Source organism: Nissabacter archeti, from assembly GCF_018257325.1.
In the GTDB taxonomy this organism is placed as follows: domain Bacteria; phylum Pseudomonadota; class Gammaproteobacteria; order Enterobacterales; family Enterobacteriaceae; genus Chimaeribacter; species Chimaeribacter arupi.
This window is the reverse complement of sequence record NZ_JAERKB010000012.1, coordinates 45,252-69,048: the sequence shown is the minus strand read 5'-3', so window position 1 is coordinate 69,048 and position 23,797 is coordinate 45,252. Positions and strand designations below refer to the sequence as shown.

Sequence of the window (23,797 nt, the reverse complement as noted above, 5' to 3'; positions counted from 1 at the left end):
CTCCCTGTTTTTAGCCGGTTCATCCAGGGGGCGGCGGGCTATTCCAGATGGCAGGCGTCCGCTTCCCAGCGATAGCCCACGCCATACACCGCACGGATAAACGGCTTTTCACCGTCGATTGCCTCGAGTTTGCGGCGCAGGTTTTTGATATGGCTGTCGATAGTGCGGTCAGTCACCACCCGGTAATCATCATAGAGGTGGTTGAGCAGCTGCTCGCGGGAAAAGACGTGGCCGGGCTGCATCGCCAGCGTTTTCAGCAGGCGGAACTCCGCCGGGGTCAAATCGAGGACTTCACCCTGGTACACCGCCTGAAAACGCGCCTCGTCAATGCGCAGCGCGTAGGCGTCCGCCGGGGCTTCCTGCACCCGCAGGCAGCGGCGCAGAATGGTTTTCACCCGGGCCACCACTTCGCGCGGGCTGTAGGGTTTGCAGATGTAGTCATCCGCGCCGATCTCCAGCCCCAGCAGGCGGTCGATCTCCTCGATTTTGGCCGTCACCATCATGATCGGCACCTCGGAGAAGCGGCGGATCTCACGGCAGATGGTCAGGCCGTCAGTACCGGGCAGCATCAAATCCAGCAGGATCATCGCCGGGGGCTGGCTTTTCACCGCCGGGACGACCTCGTCACCGTGTGTCAGCCAGCGGGTCTGGTACCCGGCGGCATCCAGGTAATCCACCAGCAACTGGCCCAGTTTCGGTTCATCTTCCACAATCATGATTTGCAGCGGGGTATCGCTGTGATGGTCGTTCATCGTAGTCCTTCAGCAGGGTTAATTAGCGGCAGGCGCACACAGAGTGAAATACCGCCCAGTGGGGAATGGGCCGCGCGGATACTGCCGCCGTGGGCATCCACAATATTCTGGCAGATCGCCAGCCCCAGCCCGGAGCCGCCGCTGGCGCGGTTGCGCGAGCCTTCCGTGCGGTAAAAACGCTCAAATATCCGCCCCAGCTGATCGTCGCTCAGGCCGGGCGCGCTGTCTTCAAAATAGAGCAGCAGGCTTTTCTCCTGCTTTTCACCGCGGATCAGCAGCCTGCCACCCGGATCAGTGTAGCGCAGGCTGTTCTCCAGCAGGTTATTGAACAATTGGGTCAGCCGGTCTGGGTCGCCGAAGACGATCGCCTGCGGCGGCAGGCTGCTGGCGATGGTCAGCTGTTTGCCGTTGAAACGCTCGCGGAACGCCGCTTCCGCCAGCTGGGCCAGGTGCACCGCGTCCACCGGCTCTTTGCGGTAAGCCAGCGCCCCGGCATCCGACAGCGAGAGCTGGTGCAGGTCATCCACCAGTTTGGTGAGGATCGCGACTTCCGCCTGCAAAGAGAGCAGCGACTCCGGGCTGAGGCGGCGCACGCCGTCCTGCATCGCCTCCATCTCACCGCGCAGCACCGCCAGCGGGGTGCGCAGCTCATGGGAAATATCCGCCATAAAGGCGCGGCGCATCTGCTCGTTTTTCTCAAGCGTGGTGGCCAGCAGGTTGAAATCATGCGCCAGCTTGCCCAGCTCATCCTGCGAATCCACTTCCACCCGCGTGGAGAAATCCCCGGCGGCCAGCCGGTGGGTGCCGTTGACCAGCCGTTTTACCGGTGCCAGCATCCCGCGTGACAGCAGCCAGGTGGCCGCGGCCGCCAGCAGCGCCGAGAACGCGGCGATCATCCAGCTGGTGCGCCGTTGCTGGCGGTCAAAGCTGATGTCGGTGTTGCGCGTCAGCCGCTCCACCGGTGAGGAGACCAGCATCCCGACCTGCCGCCCATCCACCCGGATCGGCCGCTGCATCCCCTCCGGCGGCACCGGCGAACGCGGCCCCACCAGCGGTTTTCCCTGCTCATCCAGCACCCAGAACTGGGTGCGCCAGCCGTGCGGCGGCAGGTTGGGGTTCTCCTCCTCGTTCTGCTCGAAGGAGCGCAGCATCCGGTAAATCACTTTGTTGTCTTTGCGCAGGAACGTCCAGCTGCCGTGCTCCTGGTACTGATCCTCCAGCGACTCGCCAATCATCTCGATCCGCTGCTCGTTGCCGTGGCGGATGTAGTCAATAAAGCCGTGCTCAAAACTCAGGCGCACGCCCCAGTGCATGGTGATCAACACCAGCATACAGGCGGCAAAAATCGCCAGGAACAGCTTGCCGGTAATGCCGATTCTCATGAGGACTCCGTGTTGCGGGTATGACGGGGTTGCCCGGCGCTGACCGGGGCGGCGGTGTCCGGCACACGGTGGAAAATCAGCGCCGGCAGGGCGATGATCACCGCGAGGCAAAGGTAGGTGAAAATAAACGCCCGCTGCACTTCCGGTGAGCCGGTCAGCGCCGCGGCGCTGTCATGCTGCATAAATGCACCCAGCAGGATGCCCGCCGCGCTGACGCCGAGGCTCATCGACAATTGCATCACCATCGACAGCAAACTGTTGCCGCTGCTTGCCAGCCGGTTCGGCAGATCTTTCAGCGTCAGGGTGTTCATGCTGGAGAAGCGCAGCGAGTTGACCATACCGAGCAAAAACAGCGTCACCGGGATAAGCAAAGTCCACCCGGCCAGCCCCACCGCCGGGGTCAGCAGGCTGGCCACGGCCAGCAGCAGCGTGGACACCACCAGCGCGCGGCGGTAGCCAAAGCGGCTCACCACCCGCACCACGATGCGTTTCATGCTCATGCTGCCGAGCACCATCGGCACCATCATCAGCCCGGCGTGGAACGGGGAAAAGCCCAGCCCGACCTGTAAAAACACCGGCGTCATAAACGGCAACATGCCGCTGCCGAGCCGCCCGAGCAGGCTGCCGGTAAGGCCGATTTTATAGGTCGGGGTGCGGAACAGGCGCATCGGGAACAGCGCCGCCGGGTTGAGGTGCGCATACTGCCAATACGCCAGCAGCGCTGCCGCGCCGGCAAACACCAGCCAGCCGAGATCCGCGGCACTCAGCCCCAGCGCGCGCTGGCCGTCGAGCGCCAGCGTCAGGGTCGCCATCGCCACCGCCAGCAGCACAAAGCCGCGCAGGTCGAAACGGCGGGTCTTCAGCGTGTGGTTCGGCATCAGCATCAGCGTCGCCACCGCCCCGGCAATCCCCACCGGCAGGTTAATCAGGAAGATCCAGTGCCAGCTGGCATACTCCACCAGAAAGCCGCCGAGCGCCGGGCCGAGCAGCGGGCCAATCTGCCCCGGCAGGGTCACGAACGTCATCGCGGCCATATACTGCTCGCGCGGCACGATCTTCAGCACCGTCAGCCGCCCGACCGGCACCATCATCGCCCCGCCGATGCCCTGGACAACCCGTGCCAGCACCAGCTGGTTCAGGGTGCCGGAGGCGGCGCAGAACAGCGACCCGAGGGTGAACAGCACAATCGCCGCGAAAAACACCCACTTCACGCCGATGCGATCCGCCAGCCAACCGCTGGCGGGCAGCATCACCGCCACCGTCATCACATACGCCACAATCACCGTATGCATATGCAGCGGGCTTTCGCCCAGGCTGGTGGCCATCGAGGGCAGGGCGGTGATCACAATGGTGGTGTCGAGCGTCTGCATGAAAAAGCCAAAGGCGACAATCCACAGTTGCCAGCGGACAGCGGGGGAATAGGCGGGCATTGGGTCAGTTCTCCTCCTGAGGACGTGGGATCGCGGCGGCCGGGCGCAACCGGCTGCGCAGGCGATCAAAAAACAGGTAGACCACCGGCGTGGTGTAGAGGGTCAGCACCTGGCTGACCAGCAGGCCGCCGACGATGGTTATGCCCAGCGGCTGGCGCAGCTCTGCGCCGTCGCCCTGGGTCAGCGCCAGCGGCAGCGCGCCGAACAGCGCCGCCAGGGTGGTCATCAGAATCGGCCGGAAACGCAGCAGGCTGGCCTGGAAAATCGCCTCGCGCGCGGTGAGGTGGCCGCGCCGCTGCGCCTCCAGCGCGAAATCGACCATCATTATTGCATTCTTTTTCACGATGCCGATCAACAGCAACACCCCTATCAGTGCAATCAGGCTGAACGGCGTATCGAACGCCTCCAGCGCCAGCAGCGCGCCCAGCCCGGCGGAGGGCAGGGTGGAGAGGATGGTCAGCGGGTGGACGTAACTCTCATACAGCACCCCCAGCACAATGTAGATGGTGGCGATGGCCGCGAGGATAAGCAGCACCTGCGAGCGCTGCGTCTCCTGGAACACCTGCGCCGTGCCGGCGAACTGGCCGCGCACCGTGGGCGGCACCCGAAGTTCCGTCATGGTGCGCTGCACCGCGGCGGTGGCATCCGACAGGCTGACGCCGTCCGGCAGGTTAAACGAGATGGTCGAGGCGGCCGACAACCCCTGGTGGCTCACCGACAGCGGCGCGTTGGCCGGTTGCCAGCGGGCAAAGTAGGAGAGCGGCACCGGCTTGCCGTCGCTGTTGGTGACGAACATCTGGTCAAGCGCGCTGACGTCCTGGTTATAGGCGGCGGCCACTTCCATCACCACTTTGTACTGATTAAGCGGTTGATAAATGGTGGAAATCTGGCGCTGGCCGAAGGCGTTATTCAACAGCGCGTTGGCATCCGCCACGCTGATGCCGAGCCGTGCCATCGCGTCGCGGTCATAAATCAGCCCCAGCTCTGCGCCGCTGTCCTCCTGGTCGGAGTTCACATCCTCCAGCTCCGGCAGTTTCGCCAGCGCTGCCCGTACCTGCGGCTCCCAGGTGCGCAGGTCGTTCAGCTCGTCGGCCAGCAGGGTGAACTGGTACCCGGCGTTGGACTGCCGCGCGCCGACGCGGATGTCCTGCACCGGCACCAGGAACAGGCTGGCCCCCGGCTCTTTCGCCAGCTTGACGCGCAGCCGGGCAATCACCTGCTGCGCGCTCTCGCGGCGTTCGCCGAGCGGTTTGAGCGAAATGTACATCGAGCCGACGTTGATGCGGTTGCCGGTAAAGCCGGTGACACTCTCGACCGCCGGATCCGCGCCGACAATCGTCATAAAATCTTCCAGCTTATGGCGCATCGCGCGGAACGAGATGCTCTGGTCGCCCTGGATGTAGCCGAGCAACCGGCCGGTGTCCTGCTCCGGGAAGAAGGTTTTCGGGATGCTGATATAGAGCCACACCGTCAGCCCGATGGTCGCCAGCAACAGCAGCCCCACCAGCCGCGCATGGTTCAGCACCCGGTTCAGCGAACGGCCGTACGCCTGTTGCAGCCGGTTGAGCCAGCGGGTGACGCCGCGCGGTTCCGGGTGCGGCATCCCCGGCCAGGCCGGGGGCTGCGGCCGCAGGATGCGCGCGCACATCATCGGCGTCAGCGTCAGGGAGACCACCAGCGACAGCCCGATCGCCACCGACAGCGTCACGGCAAACTCATGGAACAGCCGCCCCGGCAGCCCCTCCATCAGCAGCAGCGGGATAAACACCGCCACCAGCGAAACGCTCATCGACAGCACGGTAAAGCCGACCTCTTTCACCCCCAGCAGCGCCGCGGGCAGCGGTTTCATGCCTGACTCAATGTGGCGGGCGATATTCTCCAGCACCACGATGGCGTCATCCACCACAAAGCCGGTGGCGATGGTCAGCGCCATCAGCGACAGGTTATTCAGGCTGAAGCCGCACAGATACATGGCGGCAAAGGTACCGATCAGCGACACCGGCACCGCCACCGCCGGGATAAACGTGGCACGGCCCGAACGCAGGAACAGGAACACCACCAGGATCACCAGCGCCACCGCGATAATCAGCGACTGCTCCACCTCATGCAGCGAGGCACGGATGGTGGGCGATCTGTCCTGCGCCACCGCCAGCGTCATGGTGGCAGGCACTGCCTGGCGCAGCGCAGGCAGCGCCGCCCGCACCCGGTCTACGGTGGCGATGATGTTGGCGTCCGCCGTGCGCCGCACCAGGATGAGCACCGCCGGTTTGGCGTTGCTCATCCCGGCGTTGTGCACATCCTGCGAGCCGTCCTGCACCTGCGCCACGTCCTGCAACCGCACTGCCGCGCCGTTGTGGTAGTGCACAATCAGCGGCTGGTAGTCGCGCGCCTCGGTCAGGGCGTCATTGGCCTGCAACTGCCAGCGCCGGTCGCCGGACTCCACCGCGCCCTGCGGTTTGCGCACGTTGGCCTGGCTAATCGCCTCGCGCACCTCATCCAGCGACACGCCCTGGTTGAACAGCGCCTGCGGGTTGAGCGCCACCCGCACCGCAGGCAGCGAGCTGCCGCCCACCGTGACATCCCCGACCCCTTCAATCTGGGCGATTTTCTGCACCAGCCGGGTGCTGGCGACGTCATACATCTGCACCGGGCTGTAGGTGTCGGAGGTCAGTGTCAGGATCATCACCGGCGCATCGGAAGGGTTGGCCTTGCGGTAGGTCGGCCGGTTCGGCATCCCGCTCGGCAGCAGGCTCTGCGCGGCATTCAGCGCCGCCTGCACATCCCGCGCGGCGCCGTCGATGTTCCGGTCGAGGTCAAACTGCATCACGATGGTGGTGCTGCCGAGCGAACTGCGCGAGGTCATCTCATTGATGCCGGCAATGCGCCCCAGCGCCCGCTCCAGCGGCGTCGCCACCGATGACGCCATGGTCTCCGGCGAGGCACCGGGCAGCGAGGCGGTGACCTGGATCACCGGGTAGTCCACCGCCGGCAGCGGCGACACCGGCAGCCGGAGGAACCCCAGCAGCCCGGCCAGCACAATTGCCGCCGTCAGCAGGGTGGTCGCCACCGGGCGATGGATAAACAGGGCAAAAAATTTCACTGTGGGCGCGGCTCCTGCGGGTGCGGGCGGGCGCGGCGCGCCAGCCGGTCAAACAACAGGTAGATAACCGGTGTGGTAAACAGCGTCAGCACCTGGCTGACTATCAGCCCGCCCACCATGCAGATGCCGAGCGGGCGGCGCAACTCCGCGCCGACGCCGGTAGCCAGCATCAGCGGCAGCGCACCGAGCAGCGCCGCCAGCGTGGTCATCAGAATCGGCCGGAAGCGCAGCAGGCACGCCTGGTAGATCGCCTCGTAGGGCGTCATGCCCTGGTCGCGTTCCGCCGCCAGCGCGAAGTCGATCATCATGATGGCGTTCTTCTTCACAATGCCGATCAGCAGGATGATGCCGATAATCGCGATCACATCCAGCGCGCTGCCTGCCAGCATCAGCGCCAGCAACGCGCCGACCCCGGCAGTCGGCAGCGTGGAGAGGATGGTCACCGGGTGGATAAAGCTCTCATAGAGTACGCCGAGCACGATGTACATCGTCACCACCGCCGCCAGAATCAGCCACAGCGTGCTGCCGAGGGCTGCCTGGAACGCCAGCGTCGCCCCCTGGAAGCGGGTGGTGATGTCCTCGGGCAGGTTGAGCTGCTGCTCCGCCTGCGTCACCGCCTGCACCGCATCACCCAGCGCATAGCCGGGGCTGACGTTGAAGGAGATCATCGCCGACGGCAACTGGTCCTGATGGTTGACAGACAGCGGCCCGAAACGCTGCTCAACCCGTGCGATGCTGCTGAGCGGCACACGGTTGCCGTCACTGCCGTTGAGCCAGACCTCACCCAGCGCCGCCAGCCCCGGCGTGTGGGTGGTGTCCTGCCCCAGCACCACCCGGTACTGGTTCGCCTGGGTGTAGATGGTGGAAACCAGCCGCTGGCCGAAGGCGTTGTAGAGCGCGTTGTCGATGTCCGCCATGCTGATGCCGAGGCGGCTGGCGCTGTCGCGGTCGATGTTGACGTACGCCACCGGCCCCTTGTCCTGCCAGTCGCTGCTCACTTCCTGGAGTTCGGGGGCCTGTTCCAGTTTTTCCAGCAGTTGCGGCACCCATTCGCTCAGGGATTCCAGCGACATCGCCTGCAAGGTGAACTGGTACTGGGTACGGTTGACCTGCGTATCGATGGTGAGATCCTGCACCGGTTGCAGGTAGAGCCGCACACCCGGCACGCCCGCCACCGCCTGTTGCAGGCGCGGGATAATGGTGTCTACCCGGTCATCACGCTCCTCCAGCGGTTTCAGGGTGATCTGCAACCGGCCGGTGTTCAGCGTGGCGTTGGTGCCGTCCACGCCGACAAACGAGGTCAGCCCGGCGACGGCCGGGTCACGCAGCAGGATCGCCGCGACCTGTTGCTGGCGCGTGGCCATGTTGCTGAACGAGACCGACTGCGGCGCTTCCAGCGTGCCCTGGATCAGGCCGTTGTCCTGCACCGGGAAAAAGCCTTTGGGGATCAGCAGGTAGAGCAGGGCGGTCAGCAGCAGGGTAGAGATCGCCACGCCCAGCGTCAGCCACGGGTGGCCGAGCACCCCCTTCAGCATCCGGCCGTAGCCTGCAATCACCCGGTCAAAAAAGCGTTCGCTGGCGCGTGAGAAACGGTTCTGCTTGCGCAGCGCCTCGTGGCTCAGCATCCGCGCGCACATCATCGGCGTCAGCGTCAGGGACACCACCGCCGAAATCAGGATCGCCACCGCCAGCGTTACCGCAAATTCGCGGAACAACCGCCCGACGATGTCGCCCATAAACAGCAGCGGGATCAGCACCGCAATCAGTGAGAAAGTCAGCGAGATAATGGTGAACCCGATCTCGCCCGCCCCTTTCAGCGCCGCCGTGAGCGGCGGGTCGCCGCGTTCGATGTAGCGCGAGATGTTCTCAATCACCACGATCGCGTCATCCACCACAAAGCCGGTGGCGATGGTCAGCGCCATCAGCGTCAGGTTGTTGATCGAAAAGCCGAGGAAATACATCGCGGCAAAGGTGCCGATCAGTGACAGCGGCACCGCAATGCTGGGGATAAGCGTGGCGGCGGCGTTGCGCAGGAACAGGTAAATCACCATCACCACCAGCGCGATCGACAGCAGCAATTCAAACTGCACATCACTGACCGAGGCGCGGATCGCCGTGGTGCGGTCGGTGACCAGCGTCACCTCCACCGAGGCGGGCAGGCCGGCGCGCAGTGACGGCAGCAGCGCGCGGATGCTGTCCGCCGTGGTCAGCACGTTGGCCCCCGGCTGGCGCTGCACATTCAGCACAATCGCCGGTTTGGTATCGGCCCAGGCGGCCAGTTTGCTGTTTTCCGCCCCCTGGTGAATCGTCGCGACCTCGCCGAGCCGCACCGGCGCGCCGTTCTGGTAGGCGATGATCAGTTGGCGGTAATCCTCAGCGGATTTCATCTGGTCATTGGCGGCCAGCGTCACCGAGCGCGCCGGGCCGTCCAGGCTGCCTTTGGCGGAGTTGACGTTGGCGTTGCTGATGGCGGTGCGGATGACTTCGCTGTCCAGCCCGCGCGCTGCCACGGCAGCGGCATTCATCTCCACCCGTACGGCCGGGCGCTGGCCGCCGGAGAGGGTCACCAGCCCGACGCCGCTGACCTGCGACATTTTCTGCGCCACACGGGTTTCGGCCATGTCCTCGACCTGCGTCATCGGCAGGGCATCGGACGTCAGCGCCAGCGTCATGATCGGCGGGTCAGCCGGGTTCACTTTGCTGTAGATCGGCGGATAGGGGAGATCGTCCGGCAGCAGGTTGGTGGCGGCGTTAATCGCGGCCTGCACCTCCTGTTCCGCCACGTCCAGCGGCAGCGTCAGCTGGAACTGGAGGGTAATCACCGACGCGCCGCCTGAGCTTTGCGATGACATGGTTTTCAGGCCGGACATCTGGCCGAACTGGTGCTCCAGCGGCGCAGTCACCGCCGAGGTGGTGACGTCCGGGCTGGCACCGGGGTAGAGCGTCACCACCTGCATGGTGGGGTAGTCCACCTGCGGCAGCGCCGACACCGGCAGGGCGCGGTAGCCGATAATCCCGGCCAGCAGGATCGCCACCATCAGCAAGGTGGTGGCGACCGGGCGCAGGATAAACTGGCGGGACGGGCCGCCGGTGTGGTCCGGGGGCATCACCTGCATCAGGAATGCCCCCCGGCGGCCGCTGGGTTACGCGGGTGCCGGCGGCCCGTTGGTGCAGCGTCAGCCGGTGCCGCGGCGTGGGGCGCGGCCTCATCGTTGCTCAGCACCTCGACTTTCAGCCCCTCTTTCAGGCGGTCGAGGCCATCTGTCACCACCCGCGCCCCGGCGCTCAGCCCGGCGGCGATCACCACCTGCCGGCTGTCCTGGGTGCCCAGCGTGACGATGTGCTTGCTCACCTGGTTCTGGGCGTCCAGCACCCAGACGTAGTTGCCGTCATTGCCCATCTGGATGGCGGCGGCCGGCACCACCACGGCATCGGCCACGGTGTTCACCTTCACCCGCGCATTCACGAACTGGTTGGGGAACAACATGCCGTCATCATTGCTGAAGCGCGCCTTGATTTTGATGGTGCCGGTGGTGGCATCAATCTGGTTATCGAGGCTCAGCAGCGCGCCTTCCGCCACTTTCACGGTATTGGTGCGATCCCACGCCTCGACCGGCACCGGGCGGCCCGATTGCTGCGCCCGCAGCAGGGTCGGGATGGTGTCTTCCGGCAGGGTGAACACCACATCAATCGGGCGGGTCTGGGTCAGGATCACCAGCCCGGTGGTGTCGCCGCTGGTAATATAGTTGCCGATGTCGACCTGTTTCAGCCCGACGCGGCCATCAATCGGCGCAGTGATGCGGCTGTAGTCCAGCTGGAGCCGGGCGCTGGCTACCGCGCCCTGGTCAGCTTTGACGCTGCCTTCGCTCTCCCGCACCAGCGACTGCTGGGCATCCAGCTCCTGCTGGGAGATCAGGTTGGTTTTGCCGAGTTTCTGGTAACGCGCCAGGTCTTGCCGGGCATTGGCCAGCGTCGCCTGATCTTTCGCCAGTTGCCCCTCGGCCTGCGTCAGCGCCACCTGATAGGGGCGCGGGTCAATTTCTGCCAGCAGTTGCCCGGCCTTGACCTGCTGCCCTTCGGTGAAGTGCAGCGCCATCAACTCGCCGTCCACCCGGCTTTTCACCGTCACGGTATTGGCGGCGGTCACGGTGCCCAGCCCGGTGAGGTAGTGCGGCACGCTCTGGGTGGTAGCGAGGGCGGCCTGCACCGGCGGCGGCGCGGCCTGATGGCGGCCGCCGCGGCCCTGTGGCCGGTTTGTCGCGTTCTGATCGGCAGGCGGTTCAGCGATAAAAAAATGCCAGGCAGCAAACGCCGCCAGTAACACCACCAGCCAGACCAGCAGGCGGCGCAGGGGAATACGTCGTTTTTGGGAAGCATTCATAGGAGTGAACATAATCTCCGTTGTTCAGAGTCCAGGCGAACCGATTCAGGGGATAGCAACGTCAGGCCAATTGCGCCAATAGGGTAGCAGTGTAGCGACTCCGGGCATCAGAAAAAATGAAGGAAATATGAAGTCCATGTCAGGGCGTGTCAGGGCGTATCAGGCGGTGGCGAAAGTGAAAGCGGTTATAACCTCAGGCGATATCGTTCCTGTGCTACTTCATTTCGTGTGCAATAATTTTGCTGTTAATCATAACCTCACTAAGGAGATCAGCATGACACAGCGCACACTGGGCCGTTCCGGGATTCAGGTTCCCTCTCTGACGTTTGGCGGCAATGTTTTTGGCTGGACGATTGATCAGAACGCCTCGTTCAGCATCCTGGATGCGTTACTCGACCATCAGCTGAATTTCATCGACACTGCGGATGTGTACTCCCACTGGGCGCCGGGCAACCACGGCGGCGAATCGGAAACCATCATCGGCAACTGGCTGAAGAAAAGCGGCAAACGTGAGCAGATCGTGCTGGCGACCAAAGTGGGGAAACCGATGGGTGAGGGCAAATCCGGCCTCTCCCCGCGCTACATCCGCGAGGCGATTGAGGCGTCGCTGACACGCCTGCAAACCGATTATGTGGATCTTTACCAGTCCCATGATGACGACCAGGACACGCCGCTTGCCGAGACGCTGGCGACGTTCGACGCGCTGATTAAAGAGGGCAAGGTACGGGCCATCGGCGCGTCCAACTACAGTGCAGAGCGGCTGGCCGAAGCGCTGAAGGTGAGTGAGCAGCAGGGCATCGCCCGCTATGAGACACTGCAACCGGAGTACAACCTCTATGACCGCCAGGGTTACGAGAGCGGGCTGGAGCAGGTGGCGCAGGCGAACCAGCTTGGGGTCATCGGTTACTATTCGCTGGCCAGCGGCTTTTTGTCCGGGAAATACCGCCGCCCGGAGGATGCCGGGAAAAGTGCGCGCGGTGAGGGTGTGGTGAAAAGCTACCTCAACGAACGCGGCCGGAAGATTTTGACCGCGCTGGATCAGGTGGCGGAGAAGCACCGCGTCAGCCCGACGCAGGTATCGCTGGCGTGGCTGATTGCCCGGCCGAGCGTGACCGCGCCGATCGTCAGCGCGACATCGCTGGCGCAACTGGAGGATTTGGCCGGGGCAGCGAGGCTGGCGCTGGACGCAGAGGATATTCAGGCATTAGATCAGGCGAGTGCTTACTAGGCGTTTGAGCGAACGCAGAGTGCTTTTGCTTTAAGGGATGATATGCGGGCCTGAGAAGGTTGCGTTGGCATGCGGCCGGCATCTTTCTGCAGCCCCGCTGCCGCCACCGCGCAAGGGGCGCGTAGGCGCGCGCCCCTTGCATCCCCACGCCTTGGGTGCCCCGGCTGAATCATTGGCCGCTCTCGCGGCTCCCCTCATTGCGCCTCCGGGCTGTTCGGGCCGCCGCAGACACGCTCCCGGCGTGGCTGCGACTTTCGCGGGCGTCCTGCCCGCTCACCCGGCCCTGCGGCTCCACTCGGCAATGATTTTTACGCCCCCACCAGACTGCAAATCTTTGAGTATGTAAGGAAAGAGTAGGGGCGGATTTTCTTTTACCGGTAAAGCACCTCTGCCCAGCGGGCGAGACCGGCGGTGACAGAGCCGAAATCGTTGCCGCCGACCAGCGGGATGCCGGGTAACTGCGCCTGCAACGCGGCGCGCAGCAGCGGGGAACGGGCGCTGCCGCCGGTGAGGTAGATGACGTCCGGCGTGACGGCGCTGCCTTCCAGCGCCACCGTCACCTGCTCCTGAATGCGCGCCAGCGGCTGGCTTATCGCCTCGCCTAACTGCTGCTGGGTGATGCGTTCGCTCAGGGAGGCTTCCACGAAGTCCAGCGCGGTGCGGATCTCGGCGTCGTGGGAGAGGGCGATTTTGCTCTCTTCCGCGGCGCGCACCAGCCGGTAGCTCAGGCGCTGCTGGTACACCTTCAGTAAACGCTGCACGCGCGCCGGGTCGGCGGCGTCACGGATCAGGTCACGCAGCAGACGGCCGTTGGCCACGCTGTAAAAATCACTCTGCGCCGGGACATCGTTGGTCGCCACCGCGTTCCAGAACGGCAGCGCCGGGATGCCCAGCCCTTTGGTGGTTTCACTGCCGAGGCCGCACAGCGGCATCAACTGGCGGAAAGCCAGCATAATGTCCAGATCGTTCCCGCCTACGCGGCAGCCGCTGTGGCCCAGCAAACTCTGCTGGCGATCGGCCTGGTTGCGCCAGGTCGGCCCCATCAGCAGCACCGAACAGTCGGTGGTACCGCCGCCGATGTCCACCACCAGCACCGTCTTCTCTTGTGTCAGTGTTGCCTCGAAATCCAGCCCCGCCGCCACCGGCTCAAACTGGAATTCAATGTCCCGGAAACCGGCACGGGCCGCTGCCCGGTGCAGGATGCCCTGCGCCTGCTGGTTCGCCTCGTCACCGCCGGTGCCCTGGAAGTTGACCGGGCGGCCAATCACCGTCTGCGTAATCGGCTGTTGCAGGGTGTTCTCCGCCTGGCGCTTGATGTGGAACATCATGGCGCACACCAGATCCTCAAACAGCGCGATCTGCTGCGGCTTCAGCCCATTGGCACCCAAAAAGGATTTCGGCGATTTAACGAAGTAAACCTCTTCCGGGTCTTCCACGTAGTGCCCCAGCGCCGCCAGCCCGAACAGCACGCTGTCCGCGTTGACCGGGATGTCTTCTTCACGGTTGAGGTTGATGGCGCGGCGCAGCAATTGCTGGTTCTCATCACTGCCGGTCGGGACCTGCCAGTGACGATGTAAGCACTCACTGACTGCCTCGCGCGTCGGGGCGGCCAGCATGGAGGGCAGGTAGGGTGTCTCATTCTCCAGCGGCAGCAACACGGCGTCGCCCTCGCGCATTACCGCCACTGAACAGTTTGCCGTGCCATAGTCAAAACCGATAAACATCTCTTACCCCCATGCCAAATAAAAGGGCGCGACTTTACCGGAGAGCGGCGCATCGGGCAAGCCAAACCCGCCGCCCCGCGTTGATGGGGTGAAATTAACCGCGGTTATTTTACTCAGCTCCTATACTCCTGATACCGCCCCCGCCGGCTGTTTTATCAACCGCGTCTTAACGTTATGCCACAAGAAAGTCATGCGGTGCCTGGGATGGACTACGCTATGCGGCGGCTGTTCCTTTTGGTTCATTTCTCTTTTTCATTTTTGGCGCGATACCTTATGAAAACACCACGTACTGTACGTTCTGCCTGCTCACTGATGATCCCGGCGTTGCTGCCGTGGCTACCCCCCACCGCCCAGGCGGCGGACACCGATGAACAAACGATGGTGGTCACCGCCACCCCGGCCCCGGCCGGACTGTCAGAACTCGATTCCCCGGCCGCCGTCAGCGTGGTGAACGGGGAGGAGTTCCGCCGGGCGAAACCGGAAATCAACCTCTCCGAGAGCCTGGGCGCGGTGCCCGGCCTGCAGGTGCAAAACCGGCAGAACTATGCGCAGGATTTGCAGCTCTCGGTGCGCGGCTTCGGCGCACGTTCGATGTACGGCGTGCGCGGCGTGCGCATCTACGTTGACGGCATCCCGGCCACCATGCCCGACGGGCAGGGCTACACCTCCAACATTGACCTCAACTCGGTTGACCGGGTAGAAGTGCTGCGCGGCCCCTATTCGGCACTCTACGGCAACGCGTCCGGCGGGGTGGTGAATGTGGATACCGTCACCGGCAGCCAGCCCACGACGCTGGAAGCGGGCATGAACTACGGCAGTTACGGCAGCTGGCGCTACGGCGTAAAAGCCACCGGGGCCACCGGCGACGGCACCCAGGCCGGGGACGTCAACTACGCCGTCTCCGCCACCCGGTTCACCACCCACGGCTACCGTGACCACAGCGGCGCGCAAAAAAACCTCGGCAACGCCAAACTCGGCGTGCGCATTGATGATGTCAGCACCCTGACGCTGATTTTCAACAGCGTGGACATCGACGCCGATGACCCCGGCGGCCTGACCAATGCCCAGTGGCATGACAACCCGCGCCAGGCGACGCGCGCAGAGCAGTTCAATACCCGCAAAACCACCACCCAGACCCAGGCCGGGCTGCGCTACCAGCGCGAGCTGAGCGAGAAGGATGACCTGAGCATCATGGCTTATGCCGGGCAGCGGGAAACCACGCAGTACCAGTCGATCCCGGTCAGCACCCAGGCCAACCCGCAGCAGCCGGGCGGGGTGATCGGCCTGACGCGCCACTACCACGGCATCGACACCCGCTGGACGCACCGCGGCGAGCTGGGCGTGCCGGTCACGCTGACCACCGGGCTTGACTATGAAACCATGAGTGAGCAGCGCAAAGGGTATGAAAACTTCACGCTGAACAACGGGGTGGCCGAGCTGGGCAACATGGGCAACCTGCGCCGCAATGAGCGCAACCTGATGTGGAACCTCGACCCGTACCTGCAAACCTCCTGGCAACTGACGCCGAAATGGACGCTGGACGCCGGGGTGCGCTACACCACCGTTAACTTCGATTCCAATGATCACTACATCACGGCAGGCAACGGTGATGACAGCGGCGACGCCAACTACCACCGCTGGCTGCCGGTCGGCTCGCTGAAGTACGCGGTGAATGAGGGCTGGAACCTTTACGCCTCCGCCGGGCGCGGCGTGGAGACGCCGACCATCAATGAGCTCTCCTACCGCAGCAACGGGCTGGCAGGGCTGAACTTTGCGCTGCAACCGGCCACCAGCGACAGCGTGGAGCTGGGCAGCAAACTGCGCGTCGGCAACGGCCTGTTCACCACCGCGCTGTTTGAAACCCGCACCAGCAACGAAATTGTGGTGGCCGAGAGCAGCAATGGCCGCACCAGCTACACCAATGCCGGGAAAACCCGCCGCCGCGGCGTGGAGCTGGCGCTGGACCAGCAATTCGGCGAGGCGTGGCGGCTCAACATGGCCTGGACGCTGCTGGACGCGACCTACCGCGATGACCAGTGCAGCGAAGGCGTCTGTAGCGGCACCGCCGGCCACCGCCTGCCGGGCATCGCGCGGAATATGGGTTATGCCTCGCTCGGCTGGGAGCCGGACGAGGGCTGGTACGCGGGCGGTGAAATCCGCTACATGAGCGATATCCAGGTCAATGATGAAAACAGCGAACAGGCACCGTCCTACGCCGTGACCGCGCTGAACACCGGCTACAAATTCCGCCACGGCAACTGGTTGCTGGATGTGTTTGGCCGGGTGGATAACCTGTTCGACCGCCGGTATGTCGGCTCGGTGATCGTCAACGAGGGCAACGGCCGCTACTACGAACCGGCCCCCGGCCGTAACTGGGGCGGCGGTGTGACGCTGGCTTACAGTTTCGAGTAACCACTGACCGCGTTGCAGGGCACCTCCGGGTGCCCTTTTTTGTGGGCGCCGCGCAATTGACAGGATCGGGGCCGGGCAGCTTAACTAGAGGTTTTGCGCTGAAAGGAGTTCACCCGTGACCGATTCTGCCCTGTGGCATCCCGACGTTAGCCTGTTACCCTACACGCCGCCTTATGACTGGGCGCTGGTGCACGGCTTCCTGCAAACGCGTGCCATTGCCGGGGTGGAAGCGGGGGACGCGCACCATTACCAGCGCACGCTGGTGGTCGGCGGCGTGCCCGGCTGTTACCGCATCGCCCCGGTGCCGGGTGAGGCGGCGCTGGCGCTGCACATTTCGCCGTCACTCCATCCGCAGCGGGCGGAGGTGGTGCGGCGCGTGCGGCGGCAGTGGGATCTGGATGCTGACCCTCAGGCGATCGCCGCCGTGCTGGGGCCGCTGGCGGCTGACCGGCCGGGGCTGCGGATCGCCGGGTCGGTGCATGGTTACGAGCAGACGGTGCGCGGCATCCTCGGCCAGCTGGTGAGCGTGAAGATGGCCGCCACGCTGACCGAGCGGCTGGCGGCGCGCTGGGGCACCCCACTGGCAATGCCGCACGACCGGCTCAGCGTGCTGTTTCCGCAACCGGCGGCGATCGCCCGCCTGACGGTGGATGACCTGCGTTCAATTGGCGTGCAGGCGCGGCGTTCGGCCTGTCTGATTGCGCTGTCGCGGGCGGTGGCCGACGGGGAACTCGACGTGGATGCGGTGCCGGATGCGGAACAGGGGATGCGGCAGTTGCTGGCGCAGCCGGGCATCGGCCCCTGGACGGCCAGCTATATCGGGATGCGCGCCTGGGCGGCGCGGGATGTGTTTTTGACCAGCGATTACCTGATCAAGCAGCGTTTCCCCGGCATGACACCGGGGCAGATTGCGCGTTATGCGGCGCGCTGGCAGCCGTTCCGCTCCTACGCCACGCTGCATTTGTGGCTCGCCTCCGACTGGGTGCCGGACGGCAGCGCCTGACGTGCGGACGGCGCAGGGCCGGGGGCCGCTAGCGCATGGCGAAATAACCGCTGCTGAGCAGCCCTTCCAGCGGCTGCGGCGCGGCAACCACGTCACCCTCTATCAGGTCGATGCCCATCTCCGTCAGTTTCTGGTGGGTGGCGGGCAGGTCTACCGGCCCGGCGATCGTCTGTGCCTGTAACCGGTGGGCGGTGCCGTGCACGATATTCACCAGGATCTCGTCCATCTGGTTGCAATGTACCTGGGTCACAAATTTCGGGTCGAGTTGCAGGTAGTCCGCCAGCCCGGACGGCAGATCGCTCAGCGCCGCCAGCTGGTGGCCCGCATGGCCGATGATGATGCCGCACCCTTGCTGTTTCAGGGTTTTCAGCAGGGTTTCCGCCGCCGGCAGGTGTTGCAGCAGCACGCTTTCGTCCAGCCGGAACAGCAGCAGGGCCGGTGGGATCACCGTCTGGCGCAGGGCGCTGAACAGCGCCGCGTGCAGGGCCGGGCTGGTCAGCCCGCTTTCGCTCAGCGTCAGTGACACCGCCAGCCCTTTGCGCGCAATCTCCGGCCCATAGGCCAGCAGCACCCGCCGCACCAGCCAGGCATCCACGTTGGCCTCCATGCCCAGCAGCGCCACGGTGGCGTGGAACGCCTCATTGGTGGCCCCGGTCTCTTCGGCTGTCGCCACCTCCACCGAGAGCTGGTAGAAACAGGTGGAGAGCGGCGTTTTGGGCGGGGCCGCGGCCCGCGCCGACAGCGTCAGCTGGTTATCTTCCAGGATGCGTGCAATCTGCGCCGGGCTAAGCAGCACGCTGTCTTTCTCCAGCAGCCGCGTCTGGCGCGCCTGATACACCACCACCTGCCCGCGCCCGCTGTGTTTGGCGGCGTAACAGGCCACGTCCGCCTGTGACATCAGCTCCCCGGCGGTCAGCTGTGGATCGGCAATCAGCGTCACCCCGGCGCTTGCCCCGATGCGGTAGATCTTCTGCTCCCAGTAGAAGCGGAAGCCGTTGATTTTCTGTACCAGCACCCGTACCCGCTCATGCGCCGGTTCCAGCGCGCAGTCAAACATCAGGATGGCGAACTCGTCGCCGCCCAGCCGCGCCAGCCGGTCACTGTTGCGCAGGCTCTCCTGCATCAGCTGGCTTATCTGGCGCAGCAGTTCATCACCGGCGGCGTGGCCGGCGGTATCGTTCACCGCTTTGAAACGGTCGAGATCCAAAAACGCCAGCCCGTGCTGCTGCCCCTCGTTGGCCGTGAGCATCAGCGCCTGATGCAGATCGCGCTCAAAGCTGGTGCGGTTGGGCAGGCCGGTGAGCGCATCGTGGGAGGCGTTGTAGCTCAGCTTGCGCATCAGCTCGCGGGATTTGCTGACGTCCTGCAACACCAGCACCATGCCGAGCAGCTCCTGATCCAGCGTCCTCAAGGGCGACACCGCCCGCTGGATCTCAAACGATTCGCCTTTGTTGTTGCTGAGCACCAGCGCCTGTTCAATGGCGCTGTTCAGCCCCTCGTTGGCGTCAAACGGCAGCAGGTTGGCCACCCGCGGGCCCTCCAGGCCGCGCGTCAGGTGCACCACTTCGTCAATGTGCTGCCCCATCGCCTGTTCCGCCCGCCAGCCGGTCATCCGCTCCGCAACCGGGTTCATAAAGGTGATCGCCTTGGCGCGGTTGGTGCAGATCACCGCCTCGTTGATGGCGTCGAGGGTGATGTGCAGCCGCTCTTTCTCTTCATGCAGCGCCTCGGTCAGCTGGTTATTGGCCTGTTCCGTCTGCTTCAGGCTGCTGATGTCCTCAATCTGCGAGATAAAATAGAGCGGGTGCTGCTGCTCATCCCGTACCAGCGACACTGCCAGCAAGGCCCACACCATCTCGCCGTCATGGCGGCGGTAGCGTTTCTCCATGCTGTAACTCTGGATTGTGCCGTCCAGCAGCGCCTGTAACTGCTGGAGATCGGAGCCGAGATCATCCGGGTGGGTGATGTCCTGGAACGTCATCTTTTTCAGGGCGTCCGCGCTGTAACCCAGCAGCGTGCACAGCGCCTGATTGACCTGCAACCAATGCCCCTGCGGTGACACCAGCGCCATGCCGATGGCGGAATACTCCATCGCATTGCGGAAGCGGTTTTCGCTTTCCACAATGTGCGCGCGTTCAACTTTCAGCCCGTGCATCACAATGGTCATGGCGTTGGCCGGCAGCAGGATCAGCAACAGCGGCACATAGTTGAGCAGCGGCGAGTAGGCAGGATAACGGATGTGGCTCATCTGCCCCCCGGCAATCAGCAGCGACACCATCACCGTCAGCGCGAAGAAGATCAGCTGCGCTTCCAGCCGGTGCAGGCGGATGGAGGCGGTCAGCAGCAGCAGCGAGATAAAAGCGAACGGGTAGGGCAGCCAGAACAGCGCCAGGCAACTGCCCCCCAGCGTGCCGGCCAGCAGCAACAGCATCTCCGGCAGGCGCGGCGAATGCAGCAACCGCTGCAGCGACGCACGGTGGCAGAGCAGCCCGAGAGGCGTTACGGTCAGGATGCCGAGCGCCTCCGAAATGAACCAGATGCGAAAGCGGTTCGGCAGCAGATCGGGCGTGTTGAGGTGCGGGATCAGCATCACGAAGGCGCTGACCATCGGGGTAAACACCACGGCGGCCAGCACAAAGGTAATCCAGCTCTTGACGTTGGCCAGCGGGTCATCGGCCGGCAACAGGCGGCGCAACAGGGTGGCCGCCAGCACCGATTCTGCCATGTTGATCAACGTCAGCGGCAGGAAAAAGCCGGGCGGCACCCCGCAAAGCAGGTTGGCCCCGGCCATCGCAGCGGCAGACCCCAGCAGCAGTGCCGGCCAGGTACGGTGCGGGAAGCGGTAGAGCAGGGCAATCATCAGCGCAGTCGGCAGCCAGAGCGACACGATAAGCCCGTCGACCAGGGTAAAGCGCAGGCAAAACAGCGCCAGTAAAAAGACCAGCAGGATAACGCCGCCCAGGGTGCGCCAGCCGGGGCGTTGCTGTTGTATCGCTGCCATCTTCAGGTTGCTTTCCACATCAGGGCCTTTTTTATCGTCGCCGCCGGACGCAGCAGACCCGGAAGCCGCAGTGTGCGGGGCAGGCATCCACGCCCGGTGGGTGATGCCTTATACTGTGAAATAATTTATCAAAGTAATCATAGTGGTCACATTCTTTTTATGCAGAGACGCGCCCGGCACGCCGTATTCCGGCGGTAAAGGCGCGTTCTTTCCCTATTTTAGCGCAGAACTGCCGGGCCAATCGGTGTATCAGCCCGGCATAAGGGGGGTATTTCGCGGCGTGGGCTACCTGCGTGTTACAGCAGGAAAAGCGTGGCAAGCCCGAGGAAGATGAAAAAGCCGCCGGTGTCGGTGATGGCGGTAATCATCACGCTGGAGCCGACCGCCGGATCGCGGCCGAAGCGCACCATCGTGGTTGGGATAAGCACGCCCATCAACGCGGCCACCAGCAGGTTCAGCACCATCGCCAGCGTCATGACTGCGCCCATCTGCCAGTCATGGTAAAGCAGCCAGGTGACGATGCCCATCAGCCCGCCCCACACCAGCCCGTTGATCAGCGCAACCCCGAGTTCACGCAGCATCAGGAAGGAGACGCTGCCGCTCTGGAGCTGGTGCAGCGCCAGCGCGCGCACAATCATGGTGATGGTCTGGTTGCCGGTGTTGCCGCCGATCCCGGCGACGATCGGCATCAGCGCGGCCAGCGCCACCAGTTCGGAAATGGTGTGCTCAAACAGGCCGATGACCCTGGAGGCGACAAACGCCGTGCAGAGGTTGATCGCCAGCCACGCCCAGCGGTTACGCACGGCTTTGCCTACCGGTGAGAAGAGATCCTCCTCCTGGCTGAGGCCGCCCATCCGCCGCAGGTTGTTGTCACTCTCCTCGTTGACCACATCGAGGATCTCCTCCACCGTCAGGCGGCCCATCAGTTTGCCGCGCGCATCCACCACCGGGGCGGTGATCAGGTTATAGCGCTCAAACGCCCCGGCGGCATCTTCTGCTTTTTCGTCCGGTGTGAAGGTGGTCGGGTCACGGTCCATCAGCTCCGCCACGGTCATTTTCGGCGGGTGGAGCAGGATGGCGGTCAGCGGCAGTTCGCCGAGCAGGGTATTGCGCCGGTCTGTGACGAAGATTTTGTCGGTGGAGTCCGGCACACGCCCGCGTTTGCGCAGGTAGCGCTGCACGGTGGCCAGCGTCACCTTGGGGCGCACGGTGACCAGTTCAAAATCCATGATGCGGCCCACGGTGTCGCGGTCAAACTTCATCACTTCGCGCACCTGGGCGCGCTGTTCCGGCTCCAGCGAGGTGAGCACCCGCCCGGTGAGGTTACGCGGCAGGTATTCAGCCAGGTAGACCTGTTCGTCAATATCCAGCGTGGCGATCGCCCGCAGCAGGTCGCGGTCGCTCATCTCTTCGATCAGGCTGTCCCAGACGGTTTCACTGGCCTCGACCAGCACCTGGCCGCGGACGGTATTGCCCACCAGCCCCCAGAGTGCCAGGCGTTCATCGCGCGGCAGCCCTTCCAGCAGATCCGCCAGGTCGGCGGCGTGCAGGCTGCGCAGCAGCAGCTGGAGTTCGGCCGTCTGGTCGAGCAGCTCGGGTGGGCTGGGCGGCGCATCGGGCGCGCGCTCCTCCAGCAAATCCTCGACCAGTTCATCATTATTTTGCAGCAGCGCCAGAATGCGGCTGCGGGTTTCCGCAAGTTTTTTGGTGTTGTGATTGGCGGCAGACATCGGGTTCCCTTTTATATGCAACAGTGCAATCAAGCGCTAACCGGCGCGGTATCCCCTTACCGGGCTGTGATCAAGGGTAGAACATGGCAGCGGGGTGCGCTGCGGCTCAGTGCGAAGCGGGTGGCGGGTCGCGCGGGGGGATCGTTTGGGTGGTGGTGTGATCCAGTGGGATCAGCCGCTTCTCCTGATGGTGGGTGACCGCGCCGATCCCGGCGTAGATCATGCGCCCCAGCAGGAAGATAAAGCTGATGGCCAGAACGATTTTAGTCATGCGGACGTTTGTGCGCCGGCGCATACGGTTCTCCAGAGCAGAAACCGCACCGTGTGCGGCGGGTTCCGGTAATGGGTTGATTTCATTTGAAAGTGTAAAAGCTTTTTAAAACGCCTGTCCAGTATAAAAAATAAACAGTCGCAGGCGGTACGCCCCTAAGATAGGCGATCCGCCTAAATCGCACCTCAACAGCGGGTGAAAACAGACGCCGAAGTGTGCCTGCCATGATCCCGGTCAACAGGCACAACGATAACAGCGGCCCGGCAACGGACGCCGGGCCTAAAGGCAGCGTGTACGGGCCTAAAGGCAGCGTGTACGGGCCTAAAGGCAGCGCGTGCCGGGCCTACGGGCAGCGCGTGCCGAGCCTACGGGCAGCGCGTGCCGGGCCTACGGGCAGCGCGTGCCGAGCCAGGCGGCGCCGCGCACGCCGCTGCTGTCACCATGGAGGGCAGGCAGGATGCGGGTGGTGAAGGTATCGGTGAAGGTGTAGCGGCCGGTCAGCGCCTCCAGGCCGGGGTAGATTTCCGGCACATTGGACAACCCGCCGCCCAGCACAATCGCACCGGGGTCCAGATGGTTGACCACCGAGGCCAGCGTGCGCGCCAGCTGGTCACGGTACAGGGCAAACTGCGCCACGGCCGCCGGATCGCCCTGGCGCATCCGCTCAATAATCGCCGCCGCGGGCAGGGTTTCGCCCTGTTGCACGGCAAACCGCTGTGAGAGGCCGGTGCCGGAAACAAAGGACTCCACGCAGTTCTGCTGCCCGCAGTAACAGGTGACCGGCGGGCCATCCTGTTCCGGTGTATAACCGGGCAGCGGGTTATGGCCGCATTCGGCGGCATTGCCGTTGTTGCCGGTGATCATGCGCTTGCCGATGCTGAGGCCGCCGCCGCAGCCGGTGCCGAGGGTCACGCCGAAGACGATTTCATGGTCACGCCCGGCACCGTCCACCGCTTCGGAGAGCGCAAAACAGTTGCCGTCATTGGCGATCGCCACCGGCTGCTGCAACTGTTCCCTGAGATCGCGCTGCAACGGCTGCCCGTTCAGCACCAGGATATTGGAGTTTTTAACCAGCCCGGTGAGGGGCGACACGCTGCCGGGCAGACAGAGGCCGATGGAAAACGGCGCGTGGTGGCGCTGACGCAGCCCCAGGATCAGCCGGCTGAGCGTGGTAAGAAATTCTGCATAGGTGGCTTTTTGCGTGGCGTGGCGCTGTTTCTCCAGCACCTCGCCCTGTTCGGAAAACAGGACTGCTTCTGTTTTTGTGCCGCCGATATCCAGCCCTAATCGATGCATAAGGGTCTCTCCCTGATAAATGGTAGGGATGAGCCTACGCCGCTCATTTTGTTTAGTAAACAAAAAGCAGTGAAAAGGGTGATCGCT

The 23,797-nt window shown here is 64.2% G+C and carries 14 protein-coding genes; 3 read left to right on the top strand and 11 right to left on the bottom strand.

Going from position 1 to position 23,797, the window contains the following annotated elements; translation table 11 throughout:
- Nucleotides 1-38 precede the first annotated feature (38 nt).
- From baeR to JK232_RS16900, 6 genes are read right to left on the bottom strand one after another with little or no spacing between them, the layout of a single operon-like run.
- Nucleotides 39-752 (bottom strand): envelope stress response regulator BaeR, encoded by a 714-nt coding sequence (gene baeR, locus JK232_RS16925; RefSeq protein WP_101828712.1) that lies wholly within the window; start codon nucleotides 750-752, stop codon nucleotides 39-41.
- The gene (gene baeS, locus JK232_RS16920) at nucleotides 749-2,134 is read right to left on the bottom strand and encodes an envelope stress sensor histidine kinase BaeS (RefSeq protein ID WP_072930286.1); all 1,386 of its coding nucleotides are present in this window, start codon (nucleotides 2,132-2,134) and stop codon (nucleotides 749-751) included. The genes baeR and baeS overlap by 4 nt, the downstream gene beginning before the upstream one ends.
- Nucleotides 2,131-3,564, bottom strand: a complete 1,434-nt coding sequence (mdtD, locus tag JK232_RS16915) for a multidrug transporter subunit MdtD (protein WP_101828713.1) — start codon at nucleotides 3,562-3,564, stop codon at nucleotides 2,131-2,133. The genes baeS and mdtD overlap by 4 nt, the downstream gene beginning before the upstream one ends.
- Nucleotides 3,565-3,568: 4 nt before the next feature.
- Nucleotides 3,569-6,664: a multidrug efflux RND transporter permease subunit MdtC gene (gene mdtC, locus JK232_RS16910; protein ID WP_212589436.1), complete on the bottom strand. Its 3,096-nt coding sequence runs from the start codon at nucleotides 6,662-6,664 to the stop codon at nucleotides 3,569-3,571.
- Entirely contained in the window at nucleotides 6,661-9,780 is a 3,120-nt protein-coding gene (locus JK232_RS16905) for an MdtB/MuxB family multidrug efflux RND transporter permease subunit (RefSeq protein ID WP_212589435.1), read from the bottom strand. Before JK232_RS16905 ends, mdtC begins: the two co-directional genes overlap by 4 nt.
- Nucleotides 9,780-11,045: an MdtA/MuxA family multidrug efflux RND transporter periplasmic adaptor subunit gene (locus JK232_RS16900; RefSeq protein WP_101857735.1), complete on the bottom strand. Its 1,266-nt coding sequence runs from the start codon at nucleotides 11,043-11,045 to the stop codon at nucleotides 9,780-9,782. The genes JK232_RS16905 and JK232_RS16900 overlap by 1 nt, the downstream gene beginning before the upstream one ends.
- A gap of 274 nt (nucleotides 11,046-11,319) precedes the next feature.
- Here JK232_RS16900 and JK232_RS16895 point away from each other — a divergent pair, with 274 nt between their 5' ends.
- Nucleotides 11,320-12,273: an aldo/keto reductase gene (locus JK232_RS16895; protein ID WP_101828716.1), complete on the top strand. Its 954-nt coding sequence runs from the start codon at nucleotides 11,320-11,322 to the stop codon at nucleotides 12,271-12,273.
- Nucleotides 12,274-12,644: 371 nt separating this feature from the next.
- Here JK232_RS16895 and yegD read toward each other — a convergent pair whose 3' ends face one another.
- The gene (gene yegD, locus JK232_RS16890; RefSeq protein WP_212589434.1) at nucleotides 12,645-13,997 is read right to left on the bottom strand and encodes a molecular chaperone; all 1,353 of its coding nucleotides are present in this window, start codon (nucleotides 13,995-13,997) and stop codon (nucleotides 12,645-12,647) included.
- Between the two features lie 273 nt (nucleotides 13,998-14,270).
- Between yegD and pqqU the strand changes: the two genes are divergently transcribed.
- Both pqqU and alkA read left to right on the top strand, forming a co-directional pair.
- A complete protein-coding gene (gene pqqU, locus JK232_RS16885; protein WP_212589433.1) occupies nucleotides 14,271-16,409 on the top strand; it encodes a TonB-dependent receptor PqqU in 2,139 nt (712 codons plus the stop codon).
- A gap of 115 nt (nucleotides 16,410-16,524) precedes the next feature.
- Nucleotides 16,525-17,412, top strand: a complete 888-nt coding sequence (gene alkA, locus JK232_RS16880) for a DNA-3-methyladenine glycosylase 2 (RefSeq protein WP_241506098.1) — start codon at nucleotides 16,525-16,527, stop codon at nucleotides 17,410-17,412.
- A 28-nt stretch (nucleotides 17,413-17,440) separates the two neighbouring features.
- On the opposite strand, the gene JK232_RS16875 is transcribed toward alkA, so the two are convergent.
- The 4 genes from JK232_RS16875 to JK232_RS16860 all read right to left on the bottom strand — a co-directional run bounded on the left by JK232_RS16875 (nucleotide 17,441) and on the right by JK232_RS16860 (nucleotide 23,710).
- Nucleotides 17,441-20,413, bottom strand: coding sequence for a PAS domain S-box protein (locus JK232_RS16875; protein ID WP_072930419.1), 2,973 nt, complete (start codon nucleotides 20,411-20,413; stop codon nucleotides 17,441-17,443).
- A 296-nt stretch (nucleotides 20,414-20,709) separates the two neighbouring features.
- Nucleotides 20,710-22,143 (bottom strand): magnesium transporter, encoded by a 1,434-nt coding sequence (gene mgtE / locus JK232_RS16870; RefSeq protein ID WP_072930309.1) that lies wholly within the window; start codon nucleotides 22,141-22,143, stop codon nucleotides 20,710-20,712.
- Nucleotides 22,144-22,249: 106 nt separating this feature from the next.
- Nucleotides 22,250-22,414 (bottom strand): YfgG family protein, encoded by a 165-nt coding sequence (locus tag JK232_RS16865; protein ID WP_394854003.1) that lies wholly within the window; start codon nucleotides 22,412-22,414, stop codon nucleotides 22,250-22,252.
- Nucleotides 22,415-22,801: 387 nt separating this feature from the next.
- Complete coding sequence (locus JK232_RS16860; protein ID WP_072930313.1) at nucleotides 22,802-23,710, bottom strand: ROK family protein; 909 nt, start codon at nucleotides 23,708-23,710, stop codon at nucleotides 22,802-22,804.
- Nucleotides 23,711-23,797 lie beyond the last annotated feature (87 nt).

Bases quoted from the DNA above. Each gene is read 5' to 3' on its own strand.
- pqqU (WP_212589433.1), top strand. From the start codon at position 14,271: ATGAAAACACCACGTACTGTACGTTCTGCCTGCTCACTGATGATCCCG.
- JK232_RS16905 (WP_212589435.1), bottom strand. From the start codon at position 9,780: ATGCAGGTGATGCCCCCGGACCACACCGGCGGCCCGTCCCGCCAGTTT.
- JK232_RS16900 (WP_101857735.1), bottom strand. From the start codon at position 11,045: ATGAATGCTTCCCAAAAACGACGTATTCCCCTGCGCCGCCTGCTGGTC.
- JK232_RS16875 (WP_072930419.1), bottom strand. From the start codon at position 20,413: ATGGCAGCGATACAACAGCAACGCCCCGGCTGGCGCACCCTGGGCGGC.
- JK232_RS16860 (WP_072930313.1), bottom strand. From the start codon at position 23,710: ATGCATCGATTAGGGCTGGATATCGGCGGCACAAAAACAGAAGCAGTC.
- baeS (WP_072930286.1), bottom strand. From the start codon at position 2,134: ATGAGAATCGGCATTACCGGCAAGCTGTTCCTGGCGATTTTTGCCGCC.
- baeR (WP_101828712.1), bottom strand. From the start codon at position 752: ATGAACGACCATCACAGCGATACCCCGCTGCAAATCATGATTGTGGAA.
- mgtE (WP_072930309.1), bottom strand. From the start codon at position 22,143: ATGTCTGCCGCCAATCACAACACCAAAAAACTTGCGGAAACCCGCAGC.
- JK232_RS16865 (WP_394854003.1), bottom strand. From the start codon at position 22,414: ATGACTAAAATCGTTCTGGCCATCAGCTTTATCTTCCTGCTGGGGCGC.
- JK232_RS16895 (WP_101828716.1), top strand. From the start codon at position 11,320: ATGACACAGCGCACACTGGGCCGTTCCGGGATTCAGGTTCCCTCTCTG.
- mdtD (WP_101828713.1), bottom strand. From the start codon at position 3,564: ATGCCCGCCTATTCCCCCGCTGTCCGCTGGCAACTGTGGATTGTCGCC.
- yegD (WP_212589434.1), bottom strand. From the start codon at position 13,997: ATGTTTATCGGTTTTGACTATGGCACGGCAAACTGTTCAGTGGCGGTA.